The sequence below is a fragment of the Paucibacter sp. DJ2R-2 genome, assembly GCF_025717675.1.
In the GTDB taxonomy this organism is placed as follows: Bacteria; Pseudomonadota; Gammaproteobacteria; order Burkholderiales; family Burkholderiaceae_C; genus Paucibacter_A.
In genome coordinates this window covers 1,547,363-1,560,808 of record NZ_JAJIRT010000001.1, presented here as the reverse complement: position 1 = coordinate 1,560,808, position 13,446 = coordinate 1,547,363, and the positions used below count along the sequence as shown (strand labels likewise).

Genomic DNA, 13,446 nt, shown 5'->3' with positions numbered 1-13,446 from the left:
CAAGCGACGGTGTCAGGTTTGGACTTGTGAGGCCGGCAAGGCGCGCAAGCCCAAGCGACGCATGCCCAAGGATCCAACCAAGGCACCCGAAGTCTTGCTGAACACGACAGCGCTGAAGCGGCAGCCCAGGTTCTTGAACACGGCCATGGAGGGCACGTTGGTGGCCCGCACATGCGTGACCAAGCGCTGCAGGCCCTGCTCACGCATGCCCTGCTCGGTGGCGGCGATCAGCAGCTGCGCCGCGCCACGGCGGCGGAACTCGGGCCAGGTGTAGAGAAAACCGAGGAAACCGTCGCCCGCAGACAGATGCAAAGCCAGCTTGGGATCGTCAACCTCGCAGGCCGGGCCAGTTTCGATATTGAGTTGGGCCACCACCGCCTCACCGCAGCGCAAGACATGGATGCTGCAGCCGCGCTGCAGCAGGCGCTCGGGCTCAGCCCCCGACTGAGCGGCGATCTGCGTGGCCGTGCCGGCCGGCAAGCGCGCCAGGTCAGCCAGGCTGGACAGACACTGATAGGCCCAGCCCTCCGGCAATACCGGGGCCGCCGCAGCCGGCAAAACCTTGCTGGCGAAGCGAAAGACCTCAAGCCCGCTGAGCAGCTTGAAGCCGAAGAATGCCGAGGCCGTAAGGCCACCAGGGCCGAGCAGGAAAGACAGGCGTTGATTCATGCGGTGGCGCCCGCTCAGGCCAAGGAATCCAGGCGGGCGGTCCAGGACGGCAGGGCCTTCTTGGCCACCCAGGCCAGCAGACCACCGATCAGACCCGGCTTGAACACCATCACGTCATGCAGCAAGGACGCGTCCTGCGCACCCCAGCGCTGCTTGTAGCCCGAATCGCCCTGGCCCCAGTCCAGCAAGCGCTTGCCGCGCGCGACAGCGTCCTGCAGCACGTCAAAGGTGAGGATGGAGCCGGGGCTGTGGCTCTTCCATTGCTCGTCGTAGGAGTTGGCGATGATGTAGACCGCGGTCTCGGTTTCCAGATGCGCCGAGAACGCCACCGGCTGGCCGCTGCAGCGCAGCACCCAGAACACCGCCTCCGAGTGGCCATCGGGTTGCTCACCCATCAGCGCCCAGAAACGCTGGTTGGCCGGGCCGATGAACTTCAGTTCACCGCCCTTCTTGGCCAGCCAGGATTGCGACTCGATGCCGGCCAGGGTGTCAAGGATGTCCAGCGAGCGGCCCATCACATGACGCTCCACGCTCACCTCGCCCACCGTCTTGCCCAAGCGCCGACGCGAATACTCGATGTTCTTGATCAGCGAGTTGCTGAACTTGGGCTTGAGCCCTTCCATGCCTTGCGACAGATCCAGCTCGAAGACCGCACCGGTTTCCCGGCACAGATAGCGCCAGCCCTGGCGAGTCAGCTCGCGCAGGACGGCATGCAAGGCGGCATCGCGGCTGGACACTGGCCCGAAGCGCAGCACGGCGCCCGGCGGGCGGCGTGCCAGCTCACGCCCCAGCGCCTCGGCGGCTGCCAAGCCCGGCGCTTTCTGCGCCGCTACAAACAAGGTTCGGAATGGCCAGTAATAGCCCGCCAGCGAGTGGATGGAAAACAGCGCGATCTTCTGCTGGGCGAAAGGCACAAAGGCCTGGATGGCGCCGTGCTCACGGCTCACCACATGGCACAGCGGGCCACTCCAGCCGCGCCCGGGCAAAAAGGCCTGCGCCCAGGCGCGCAAGCTCTTGGGGCTGCAAAAAGCCTGATCCTTGAACTGATGTATCGGCCAGCCACCGGCCCCGGCTTGAGACAGCTCCTCGTCGCTGATGAGCGCACGACCCTCCGATGTATTCATGTCACTTCCGACTCAAGAATCAAGACCAAGCGCGCCGGCTGCGAAACCAACTCAGGCGCCGAAACGCATCCATTGGCGAATGCGTGTCTTCAAATTGTGGCGCTCGAGAAACTCGCCGAATTTCTCGACGGCCGAATTGAAAGTCCGGTGGCTTTGCACCAATCCCCAATGGGCGAAGCTGCGGCGGATGAAAAACACATCGGCGCATTGCCGATGGCCGGTGGCAAATAGCTTTTTGTGCTCGGATTCACCTTCGGTGAAATCAAAGAACTTGTGTTTGTTCTCCGCGAATATTGTTTCCAAGGCCTGCCATTGCAGCACGGTACCCACCGACAACTTCATATAACCGGGGTCATAGCCGAGATAGGAATAAACCAGCACACCCTCTTCGATCGGGCAATACAGGTAAGAGATCGGCTTACCCTCATGGAAAATGATATAGGCGCGCACCAAATCCTGGGCTGCCAATTTCATCACCTCAGCCGTGAACTCCTCTGAATTGGGAATACCGGCATCGAGCAATTTCTCTTGATAGGTCAGGGCCGAAACCTGACGCGCCAGTTTCAGAAATTCGGCCATCTCCTCGGGGCGCGTATATTGGCGCCAGTCCAAGCTGCCCCCGCAGTGTTCGGCGAACTTCTTGATCTTGCGGTTGATGGTCGAGCGCGTCTTGGCCGAAAACTTCGCCTTGTAACCGTCAAACGACTGGTTCAGATCGATGAAGTAGCGCGGGTAATGCTGGCGCACATACACCAGATAGTTACCCTGCTTTCCCAGAACCGGCAAGGTGGCCTGCACAGGCAATGAACGAATCAAATAGCCGGCACAGTCGGCCGGCAATTCACGGTCCGGCGCGACCGGTTGCAGCACCGGCTCGCCCGGGTCCGACAGACGCACCTGGGTGCACTGCAGATTCAAATTGAATCGAAACCAAGTCCAGTCACTCAGCTGAAACTTGAAAGGTACCTGCGCGACAAACCAGGAATTCACAGATATCTCCGGCGATACGCTTGTTCCAGCGTTCGCATCCCGGTTTTCCAACGCGTGGAAACCAAGGGCAAGGGTTGGGCTTGAACCGTCCGGGCATTCAAACCATGAAAGCCCGACATATTGAAATTCGCGCGATTGTCGCTGATGAAGCGGCACAGCTTTTCGAAGCGCTTCACCACCACCGCATCGGCCCGGTTCTTGGCCGGATTCAGCAATTCGAAGTTGTGCGAGAGGATGACGAACTCGGACTGACCGCGCTCCAGGGCCTGCCACAACAGCGCTTCCATTTCAGCGCTGGAGGTGGCCGTCAACTGGGTGTGACGCAGACGACCGAAGCCATCATCGTAGACCGTCATGGGATGCTCCAGCACCCCCTCAAAAGCGCAGCAATCGGTCAGCAGAGTTCCGGGCGCCAGACCGCTGTCGGGGCCGAACATGGTGGCGTTGTAGCTGGAGTCGTGGCTCAGACCCTGGGCTTGCAAGGCTTGCAGGGTCAGGTGATTGAAGCCAAAGCTGCCGGCGCGGAAGGCATTGGGGCGCCGCGCGCCGGCCTGGGCCAGATAGTCCATGCCGATACCAATCAGCTGGGTCTGCTCGGCCAGATCAAACATCCGCAGGTACTGGCGTTTGTGCGTGCTGTTGGGAAGGATGGTCGGCCGCCCTTCGTCCACCCATTCGGTGTGGAGGTGCAATTGCACTTCATGGCCGGCCGATTCAATCAGGCCAACGACTTCCCGCAGCGGCTCGATCCCGAACCGCGCGGCGAATAGGGGCTCGACAAAAAACACGCCGGTCAGGCCATGGTCGCTCAGCAGTTTCAACTGGAAGGGCAGACCAAAATTCCCAGCAGCCGTCGGCCCGTACATATAGCTCTGGAATGCAGCGGGAAACTTGGAATCAATATCGTTCCAACCGTCACACCACACTTCTACGTCGACTGTGTAAAAAACATTGAGCATCAGCTGATCCGTCCCTTTCGCGCTGCGGGAGCATACGCGACTTGCCTTGACTTTCTATGAGGCCAAGGCACCTGCTTGCGGGTCAGAAAGCGAGGTCCTTGCGCCACCCCACCTTGGGGGGGATGCGGGTGCCAGCCCTCGCCTGCCCCCCCTCACTCCCCCATCTCACGGCCCGAAGTGTGATGGGAAGCACGCTTTGTGTCGCCGAATATGAGTTCCAGACGCCGCGCACTGGCTCCAAACCAGGCCGCCGGCACCGGCAACAATCCCACTGGAGAAGCTCATCATGCGAATTCAAGCCACGCCGAGCACCACCGCTCCTCGCAAGCCCCAGCCCGCGCCGGACTCCGAGGAGGCCAATCGCGGCTGCGGCTGGTTCGACTCCAGCTACGAGCTCAGTCAGGGCCTGGTGGTGACCGAAGACACCGATACCTGCCTCCTGCAACTCTGGGCCCAGGCACTGCAGATGGGCCGGGTCTGCCACTGATGCCAGCGCCGAACCGCAGGCACGGCAATCACGAGGGTTCGCGCTGCAGTTCCAAGCGATCGAAAGGCTGGCTGCGGCCGGACAGCTGCAGCGCCCAGTGGATCACCCAATCATGACTGCGCGACAAGGGTGCCGCCACGGGCAGCAAGAGCAGCACGGCAAGGGCAGCCAGCGGCAGGCTGCGCGGCAAAGGGCGGCGCAAAGGCGGCGCCAGCCACAAACTCAGCCCGCTGGCTGCGGCACCGAGCAGAAAGCCGGTCACAAGCTCAGAGACAGAGTGGGCACCAACTTTGAGGCGTGAATACGCGATCAAGGCGGCCAGCAGATAGGCCAGGGCAATGCCGGCGCGAGCGCGCCCGGCCCCGGGCCGACCCGGCTCATGCGATGGGCCATGGGCGGCCAGCGCCAGCCCGGTCAACAGAGGCAAGACAGCGGCCGCGAACATGGCGTGGCCGGAAAAACCGGTGAAATCAAAACGGGCCCAGCCCCAACCCCAGCCCATGAAGGCCAGCTTGCTGGCAGTCGTCACGGCGATGACAGCGGCCAAGAGCAGCAGGCTGCGCGCCACCCAGGCCCGCTGCGCAGCCCGCGCGCCCGCGCTGCGCCAGGCCCAAAACAGGCCCAGCAAAGCCAGGGGGAGCAAAAACTGAGCCTCGCCCAGGCGAGTTAACCAGGGCCAGAAAGGCGGAAACGACAACATGCCGCCATGCTAGCCGGTGAATCAGTACAACTCGGGCACCACCATCTGCGGCGGCACCGGTTGCCGTTCATAGTCCTCATGTCGCTCGCGCGAGGGCAGGATGACCGGGTCATGCGGCACCTCGTGATACGGCATCTGCGCCAGCAGATGGGCCATGCAATTGAGGCGGGCCTTCTTCTTGTCGTCGGCCTGCACCACCCACCAGGGCGCCTCATTGATGTGGGTGCGCTCCATCATCACTTCCTTGGCCTTGGTGTAGTCCTCCCAGCGGCGGCGCGACTCCAGGTCCATGGGGCTGAGCTTCCACTGCTTGAGCGGGTCGTGGATGCGGCCCAGGAAGCGGGTGTGCTGCTCCTCGTCGGAGATCGAGAACCAGTACTTGATGACCTGGATGCCGGCGCGCACCAGCATCTTTTCGAACTCGGGCACCGAGCGGAAGAACTCTTCGTACTCGTCGTCGCTGCAAAAGCCCATCACCCGCTCGACGCCGGCGCGGTTGTACCAGCTGCGGTCAAACAGCACCAGTTCACCGCCAGCCGGCAGGTGCGAGATGTAACGCTGGAAGTACCACTGCGTGCGCTCGCGGTCGTTCGGTGCCGGCAGGGCCGCCACGCGGCAGACGCGCGGATTCAGGCGCTGGGTGATGCGCTTGATGACGCCGCCCTTGCCCGCCGCATCGCGGCCTTCGAAGATGATCACGGCCTTGTGCTTGGTCGCCACCACCCAGTCCTGCAGCTTGACCAGCTCGCCCTGCAGGCGGAACAGCTCCTGGAAATAGGCGCGGCGCTGCAAGCGCTGCTCGGCCGTGAAGCTGCTGCGAACCGCGTCTTCGTCGAAGCCACGGTCGTCGATCTCCATCTCCAGCTCTTCGTCATAGCTGTCGATCAAATCGGCCTGCATGCGCTGCATCATGTCGGCAGGGTCGGCGGGCGGCTGGGTGGGCGTGCTCATGGCGTCGGCTTCAAAAAAAGAGGGATTTGAGCGCTGCAGACTGCCAGCGCGGCGTGACAGGCGCGTGACCTCACCAGCTCCAGCGCTGGTTGCTGCCGCTGTTGCAGCGCCACAGCAGCACCGGCTGGTTGGGCTGGGCGCGGGCGTCCTTGATGTCCAGGCACTTGCCATTCATGCGGCTGCGGATCTGGCTGCCGCTGCGGGTCCAGCGCTGGTTGTCGCCACCATTGCATGGCCAGGCAATCACGCGCGCGCCGTCGTTGCGGTTGCCGTCTGCCACATCGAGGCACATGCCGTCCACACGCAGCTCACCTCGGCCGCTCCAGCTGAAGCGCTGATTGTTGCCGCCATGGCAGTTGTAGACGATGGCCGCCGTGCCTTGCTGCACCCGGCCGGCCATGTCCAGACACAGGCCGTTCTTGCCCCGGATCTGGCTGCCGCCCCATTGCGGGCGGTCCGGGCCCTGCCAGTCATCGTTGTTGTTGTTGTTGTCCTTGTCCTTGCCGGACTTGGAGGCCAGCAAGGCAATCGCGGCCACCGCCGCCACGCCGGCCACCACGGCGCCGGTGCTGACGCCCGAGGACTCCTTGTTGCCATCCTCGCCGTTGGCGGCCGCGCCAAACAGCTTGAAGCGGCCGGCGCAGCCGTCATTGACCCAGAGCTCGCGCTTGCCCAGGTCAAAACCCCAGCTGCGGTTGAAGCGGCAGGCGCCGCTCAGTTGCTGGTCCAGCTCGACATCCAGGACCTGATCATCCAAGCGCAGAGTCTCATAGCGGCCATGGGAGCGCAGCTCCACAGTCTTGAGCTCGACGCCGCGATTGGCAGGCTCGGCGGCCAGGGCCGACGTGGCCGGTGCGAGCGAGAGCGCCAGCGCGCTCAGACTGCAGACAAGACGGTTAAAGGGGCGGGTCATGGCTTCTCCTTGGCTGGGCCGCGGCCAATGTCGGCCGCCTGGCCCTCAAGCGTAACGCAGCGAAGCTGCGTGCCCAACCCGGCCCGGACCTCAGTCGCACCCATGGCAAATCCGGCCTGACGCGCACACCAACACGGGTGCCATGCCTCACACCCTCAATCAAGACGAATCCGGTGGCCGCTGCTTTCTGCGGTTCCACCACGTCACCAAGGCACCGAGTGCAAGAGCCGTGAGCCCGTTCGAACAGCCTCGGGTGAGCTTTTCTGCGTCCGACATCTCAAATGGATTGAGCAGCAGCCCGCGGACGCCGAACATCAGTATCAATGCCAGCATCCAAGGCAGCCAATGCTTGCTCCGGATGATTCTGGGCACGAGGACCTGGATGGAATAGACCATCAGCAGGACCAGGGTCACCAGATCGAAATTGAACTTCACGGAAGCTCCCGCGCAGCACGCAGCTACCTTGCAAACTACAGGCTCAGGGCCCTGCACCCACCCTCAAGCCAGCTGCAAATGCCGTAGCGTGCGCCGCGGACCGACCGGCAAGGCATGCGGCGTCAGCACGAAGTCCTCGGCCGGCATGGGGCGGCCGAAATGCCAGCCCTGGGCCCAGTCGCAGCCCTCGCGCTGCAGCCAGGCGGCTTGCTCGGCGGTTTCCACGCCCTCGGCCAGCACATCGAGGTTGAGGCTGCGCGCGAGCACGATGACGGTGCGGGCGATCGCCGCCACATGGGCGTCCTGGCCCAGCTCGGAGACGAAACTACGGTCGATCTTGAGCGTGCGCACCGGCATGCGGCGCAGATAGGACAGCGAGGAATAGCCGGTGCCGAAGTCGTCGATGGCCACGCGCACGCCGCGCGCGGTCAGCGCACCCAGCAGCTCGATGGCGGCCTCGGCGTCCTCCAACAGCAGGCTTTCGGTCACCTCCAGCTCCAGGGCATGGGCCGGGCAGCCGGTCTCGGCCAGGATGAAGTCCACGGTCTCGATGAAATCGGGCTGGCGCAGCTGGCGCGCCGACACATTGACGGCCACCTGCTGCGGCTTGCCCGGCTGGCCCTGCCAGCGCGCGGCTTGGGCGCAGGCGGTTTCCAGCACCCAGCGGCCGATCGGGATGATCAGGCCGGTGTCCTCGGCCAGGGGGATGAACTCGGCCGGAGAGATCGGCCCGCGGGTCGGGTGGCGCCAGCGCAGCAAGGCCTCGGCGCCGATCAGGGCACCGTCGGACAGGCGCACCTGGGGTTGGTATTCGAGGCGGAACTGCGCGGCCTCATTGGCGTGGCGCAGCGCATGGGTCAGCTCAAAGCGCTGCTGCACCGCCTGGGTCAGCTCGGGCCGGTAGGCCTGCACGGTGTTGCGGGCATGGGCCTTGGCCCGGCACATGGCCGCCTCGGCATTGCGCAGCAGCTCGTCCACGCTGACGCCATCGGCCGGGAACAGGGCCAGGCCGATGCTGGCGCCGAGCGTGAAGCTCTTGTCGCCCATCAGGATGGGTTCGCGCATGGCGTCGATCAGGCGCTCGCCCAGGCGCATAGAGGTTTCTTCGTCCACCAGGCCGGACAGCACGACCACGAACTCGTCCGCGCCCACCCGGGCCACCGAATCGCTGGCGCGCACCACATTGATAAAGCGGGCGGCGGTCTCCTTGAGCACCGCGTCGCCGGCGGCATGGCCGGCGATGTCGTTGACGTCCCGGAAGCCGTCGAGGTCGATGTAGAGCACGGCCACGCAGGTGTGGTCGCGCTGGGCCAGGCCGACCTGGCGCTCGATGCGGTCGCGCAGCAAGGCCAGATTCGGCAGGCCGGTCAGGCGGTCGTGCAGCTTCTGGTGCAGCAGCTCGGCTTCGGTCTGCTTGATGCGCGAGATGTCGGTCAGCACCGACAGGTAGTGCGGCTCGCCATGGGCCTCGGCCGGCGGCACTTTGACGATGGTGGCCCAGAGCGGCACGGTCTCGCCGTTCTTGTGGCGGTCGGTCAGCTCGCCGCTCCATTTGCCATGGGCGGCCACCTCGGCCCAGAGGCTCTCGAGGAAATCGGGGTCCTGCTCGCTCAAGCGCAGGTAGTGGGGCATGCTGCCTTCCAGCTCCTCGCAGCTGTAGCCGGTGATGGCGCACAGGGCCGGGTTGACGTCGCGGATGCGCAGGTCGGCGTCCATCACCATGATGCCTTCGCCGCAATGCTCGAACACGGTCACCGCGCGGTGCAGCTGGCTCATGGCCTCACGCAGCGCCGTCACATCACGCGCCACGCCGACCTGGCCCAGGCACAAGCCCTCGTCGAACACCGGCGCCTGCACCACGTCCAGGCAGGCCCGGCTGCCGTCCGCCTGGCTCAGCCAGCTCAAGGTGCGCTGCGGCCCGCGCTGCTCGGCAGCGGCGAGACCCAGGGCCTGGCTCCAGGCCGGGCGATCGGCCAGCTGCTCGTCGCGGCGGCCGATCAGATCGGCCTCGCGCAAGCCCGTGCATTGCTCGAAGGCCGGGTTGCAGCCCTCGTAGGCGCCACTGGCGTCCTTGAAATAGACCGGGTCGGGAATGGCATTGAGCAAGGCGCTCAGCTTGGTGCGCTCGCGCCGCACCAGCAGCAGCTCAGCGCGGCGTTGTCTCAGGCGCAAACGCTGGTACTGCACCAAGCCCAGAACCAGGCCCAGGCCGAGGGCGCCGAGCAGGCCGAAGACGCTGAGCCAGAGCATCGGGCTGCGCAGGTCCAGCGCGATCACATCGCCGCCGCCCGCGGGTGCCTGTGCCCAGGCCGCCGGCGCGCAGCCCAGCAGCAGGGACATCCCAGCCGGCAGCCGAAGCCACCAGCGATTGAAAATTTCGCTCATTCCTGAAACCCGTCTCGTCGGTCAGGACTCGCTGGGCGCCACCGGGTTCATGGCCCGAGCGCTGCGTTTCGCCTGTTGTGTTTTGTCGATCCGACGCCACCCCGCACCACAGGTGACCCCTCGTTCTCGCCGTTTCGGTAGTGTCCGTGGCGGGCTTGAGGGTGGCTAGGGTTTACAGGGTCGCTGCGAGCCGGGTTCCCTGCAAGATTGCACGCTTTGCATCCAATTCGCCGGCCTCGAGGGCGCCGCCGATCACATGGACGCGGGCGCCTGCCGCACGCAGCGGTGCTTCCAGCTCGCGCAGTGGCTCCTGGCCGGCGCACAGGATGATGCTGTCGCAGGCGATCAGCTCGCTGTCGGCATGCTTCTCGCCGTAGCTGACCCACAGGCCCTCAGGCGTGATGGCCTCGTAGTTGACGCCGGACAGCATCTCCACCTGCTTCATCTTCAGCGCGGCGCGGTGGATCCAGCCCGTGGTCTTGCCCAGGCCGGCGCCAGGCTTGCCGGCGCGGCGCTGCAGCAAGGTGATGGCGCGGGCCGGCGCGGCCGGCTCGGGCCGCACATAACCGGCACGCAGCAGCTGCGGGTCGCCCACGCCCCATTCGCGCTGCCAGGCCGGCAGGTCCAGGGTCAGCGAGTGGCCGTCCTCGGCGCCCGCTTCGGCCAGGTACTCGGCCACATCGAAGCCGATGCCGCCGGCGCCAACGATGGCCACGCGCGCACCGACCGGCTTCTTGTGACGCAGCACATCGATGTAAGTCAAGACCTGACCCCGTGCCTGACCTTCCGCCTGCCCCTTGATGCGCGGGTCACGCGGCGTCACGCCGGTGGCCAGCAGCACCTCGTCAAAGCCCAGCAGCGCGTCGGCATCGACGCGACGGTTCAAATGCAGCTGCACGCCGGTCAGCTCGATGCGGCGCGCGAAATAGCGCAGGGTCTCACGGAACTCTTCCTTGCCCGGGATGCGGCTGGCCATGGTGAACTGGCCACCAATCTGCGCCGCGGCGTCGAAGAGATGGACCTCATGGCCGCGCTCGGCCAAGGTGGTGGCAGCCGCCATGCCCGAAGGACCAGCGCCGACCACGGCCAGCTTCTTGCGCGGCGCCTTCAGCGCGGCAATCGGGATGATGGGCAGCTCCTGCTCATGGCAGGCGCGCGGGTTGACCAGGCAGGAGGCGATCTTCTGCTGGAAGGCATGGTCCAGGCAGGCCTGGTTGCAGGCGATGCAGGTGTTGATCTCGTCGGCACGGCCCTCGCGCGCCTTCTTCACAAAAGCCGGGTCGGCCAGGAAGGGCCGGGCCATGCTGACCATATCGGCCGCGCCCTCGGCCAGCAGGTTCTCGGCCACCTCGGGCATGTTGATGCGGTTGCTGGTGATCACCGGTGTCGTGATGCCCTCGGCACGCAGGGCCGCGCGCAGCTGGGCGGTCACGCCGGCAAAAGCCGCGCGCGGCACCGAGGTGGCGATGGTGGGCACGCGCGCCTCATGCCAGCCGATGCCGGTGTTGATCAAGGTGGCGCCGGCCTTGACCACACCGCGCGCCAGCTGCAGCACCTCGTCCCAGCTGCTGCCATCGGGGATCAGGTCCAGCATGGACAGGCGGTAGATGATGATGAAGTCGGGGCCCACGGCCTCGCGCATGCGGGTGAGGATCTCGAGCGCGAAGCGCATCCGATTGGCGTAGCTGCCACCCCACTCGTCCTGGCGGTGGTTGGTGTGGGTGACCAGGAACTGGTTGATCAGATAGCCCTCGGAGCCCATGACCTCGACACCGTCGTAGCCGGCTTCGCGGGCCAGCTTGGCGCAGCGGATGAAGGCGCGGATCTGCCGCTCGATGCCGCGGGCCGAGAGCTCGCGCGGCGTGAAGGGCGTGATCGGCGACTGGATGCGCGAGGGCGCCACACACAGCGGCGAATAGCCATAGCGGCCGGTGTGCAGGATCTGCAGCGCGATCTTGCCGCCTTCGGCATGCACGGCCTCCGTCACCACCCGGTGGCGGCGCGCCGCGCCGCTGGTGGCCAGGGTGCCGGCGAAAGGCTTGGTCCAGCCCTCGATATTCGGCGCATAGCCGCCGGTCACCATCAGGCCCACCTCGCCGCGCGCGCGCTCGGCGAAGTAGGCGGCCATGCGGTCGAAATGCTTGCGGCCATCTTCCAGGCCGGTGTGCATGCTGCCCATCAGCACGCGGTTCTTCAGCGTGGTGAAGCCCAGGTCCAGCGGTTCAAGCAGGTGCGGGTAGTTCATGGCGGCGGCTCGCTGAAGTTGGCATTCGGTGGCAGGGCAAAAGGCTGCGGGCGATGCTAGCAGCGCACCCCTGCGGTGCGCGCCAGCGGGCGGGGCTTTGGAGAGCTGCCCCCAAATGTAAAGAACCGGTCCAGCAACACAAGTTCACCGCAGCGACACCTCGCCACACGGCCGAGCAACACGCGGCCCGCCCAATCGCGCCGGTACGCCCTGCCCCGACCCCTGTTCCATTTTTTTCCGGAGTTTTTCTCGATGCGATTCAAGCAAATTTGGGGCTCAGCAAGCCTGAGCTGCCTGGCCCTGTGCGCCGCCACCCTCCTGAGCGCCTGCGGCGGCAGCGGAGGCAGCAGCAGCAGCACCCAAGTCCGTCTGCTCAATGCCAGCGTCGGCTACAGCTCTCTGGACCTGAGCGTCAACAGCGCCGCCACCAACACCGGCGTGGCCTACGGCAGCGTGGGCAGCTATGCCAGCGTCGACACCAGCGCCACCAGCACCCAGATCTTGACCAGCGGCGTCGGCGCCACCGTGGCCAACCTCACGCCCACGCTCGCTGCCGACAGCCACTACACCATCATTGCCTACGGCTGGGGCGGCGCCGTGCGCAACAGCCTGCTGCAGGAGGTTGAGGCCGCTGCTGACGCCAACAAGACCAAGCTGCTGGTGCTGAACCTGGCGCCCGACGCCGGCGCGCTCGATGTCTACATCACCACCGCCAACAACAGCGACAGCCTGGAGACCGCCACCCCCGTGGCCAGCGCCATCGCCGGCGGCACCGGCAGCGGCTACAACAGCCTGAACGCCGGCACCTTCCGCATCACCCTGACCGGCACCGGCAAGCCCAGCGACATCCGCCTTGACCTGCCCAGCGTCACGCTCGACTCCACTGGCGTCGCCACCCTGATCGCCACCGCCACCTCGGGCGGCCGCCTGGTCAACGGCATGGTGCTCAAGCAGCAAAGCACCGTCAGCAATCTGCCCACCGCCAAAGCCCGGGTGCGCGTGGCCGCCACGCTGTCCTCGGCCAATGCGGCGTCCGTCAATGCCAGCATCGGCGGCCTGAGCGTGCTGCCCTCCACCCTGGCGCCGCAGATCGGCGCTTACACCACGGTGGACGCCGGCGCCCCGGTGCTGGACCTGCGCGTCAACGGCATCGCGCTGAACACCAGCAACCCCACGCTCAAGGCCGGTGGCGACTACACCTTGTTGGTCTGGGGCACGGCTGCCAGCCCGCAGCTCAGCGTGCTCAGCGATGACAACCGCCTGCCCACCGCCAGCGGCACCGCCAAGATCCGCCTGATCAACGGCCTTTCGGGCGCCGCCACCGGCCTGGGCATGGCCATGGACTACAGCAGCATCGCCAGCAACGTCACGCCTGGCAGCAGCTCCAGCGCCGCCGTGGTCAACGCCAGCGCCACCGCCTCCCTGCTGACCGTCAACTCACCCGCCTCCAGCACCGCCATCTACAGCAATGCCAGCCTGATCGTGCCGACCAGCGCGGTGTTCAGCCTGTTCATGATGGGCGACCCGACGGCGCCGATCGGCCAATTGGTGCGCGACGACCGCTAAAACGCAAAGCGAGGCGCAGGGC

Annotated in this window: 12 protein-coding genes; 2 read left to right on the top strand and 10 right to left on the bottom strand. The window is 65.8% G+C overall.

Features of this window, described 5'->3' with window-relative positions; genetic code table 11:
• Nucleotides 1-12 precede the first annotated feature (12 nt).
• The 4 genes from LNV28_RS06780 to LNV28_RS06765 are packed head-to-tail and all read right to left on the bottom strand — an operon-like array spanning nt 13 to nt 3,742.
• A complete protein-coding gene (locus LNV28_RS06780; protein ID WP_263515811.1) occupies nt 13-669 on the bottom strand; it encodes a GNAT family N-acetyltransferase in 657 nt (218 codons plus the stop codon).
• Between the two features lie 14 nt (nt 670-683).
• Nucleotides 684-1,793, bottom strand: coding sequence for a GNAT family N-acetyltransferase (locus LNV28_RS06775; protein ID WP_263515812.1), 1,110 nt, complete (start codon nt 1,791-1,793; stop codon nt 684-686).
• 51 nt (nt 1,794-1,844) lie between these two features.
• Complete coding sequence (locus LNV28_RS06770) at nt 1,845-2,783, bottom strand: GNAT family N-acetyltransferase (RefSeq protein ID WP_263515813.1); 939 nt, start codon at nt 2,781-2,783, stop codon at nt 1,845-1,847.
• Complete coding sequence (locus LNV28_RS06765; protein ID WP_263568755.1) at nt 2,780-3,742, bottom strand: polysaccharide deacetylase family protein; 963 nt, start codon at nt 3,740-3,742, stop codon at nt 2,780-2,782. Before LNV28_RS06765 ends, LNV28_RS06770 begins: the two co-directional genes overlap by 4 nt.
• Before the next feature lie 286 nt (nt 3,743-4,028).
• Here LNV28_RS06765 and LNV28_RS06760 point away from each other — a divergent pair, with 286 nt between their 5' ends.
• Entirely contained in the window at nt 4,029-4,229 is a 201-nt protein-coding gene (locus tag LNV28_RS06760; RefSeq protein ID WP_263515815.1) for a hypothetical protein, read from the top strand.
• A 28-nt stretch (nt 4,230-4,257) separates the two neighbouring features.
• Here the strand turns inward: LNV28_RS06760 and LNV28_RS06755 are convergent, their stop codons facing one another.
• The 6 genes from LNV28_RS06755 to LNV28_RS06730 form a co-directional block, all read right to left on the bottom strand.
• Nucleotides 4,258-4,929, bottom strand: coding sequence for a phosphatase PAP2 family protein (locus LNV28_RS06755; protein ID WP_263515816.1), 672 nt, complete (start codon nt 4,927-4,929; stop codon nt 4,258-4,260).
• A 21-nt stretch (nt 4,930-4,950) separates the two neighbouring features.
• The gene (gene ppk2 / locus LNV28_RS06750; RefSeq protein WP_411969924.1) at nt 4,951-5,841 is read right to left on the bottom strand and encodes a polyphosphate kinase 2; all 891 of its coding nucleotides are present in this window, start codon (nt 5,839-5,841) and stop codon (nt 4,951-4,953) included.
• Nucleotides 5,842-5,950: 109 nt separating this feature from the next.
• Nucleotides 5,951-6,793 (bottom strand): lectin, encoded by an 843-nt coding sequence (locus LNV28_RS06745; protein ID WP_263515818.1) that lies wholly within the window; start codon nt 6,791-6,793, stop codon nt 5,951-5,953.
• Between the two features lie 159 nt (nt 6,794-6,952).
• Complete coding sequence (locus LNV28_RS06740; protein WP_263515819.1) at nt 6,953-7,228, bottom strand: hypothetical protein; 276 nt, start codon at nt 7,226-7,228, stop codon at nt 6,953-6,955.
• A 63-nt stretch (nt 7,229-7,291) separates the two neighbouring features.
• Nucleotides 7,292-9,568, bottom strand: a complete 2,277-nt coding sequence (locus tag LNV28_RS06735; protein WP_263515820.1) for a putative bifunctional diguanylate cyclase/phosphodiesterase — start codon at nt 9,566-9,568, stop codon at nt 7,292-7,294.
• A 217-nt stretch (nt 9,569-9,785) separates the two neighbouring features.
• Nucleotides 9,786-11,858: an NADPH-dependent 2,4-dienoyl-CoA reductase gene (locus LNV28_RS06730; RefSeq protein WP_263515821.1), complete on the bottom strand. Its 2,073-nt coding sequence runs from the start codon at nt 11,856-11,858 to the stop codon at nt 9,786-9,788.
• Between the two features lie 252 nt (nt 11,859-12,110).
• Between LNV28_RS06730 and LNV28_RS06725 the strand changes: the two genes are divergently transcribed.
• Nucleotides 12,111-13,424 carry a DUF4397 domain-containing protein gene (locus LNV28_RS06725; protein WP_263515822.1) on the top strand — a complete coding sequence of 438 codons (1,314 nt, stop codon included), beginning with the start codon at nt 12,111-12,113 and terminating at the stop codon, nt 13,422-13,424.
• Nucleotides 13,425-13,446: the final 22 nt, after the last annotated feature.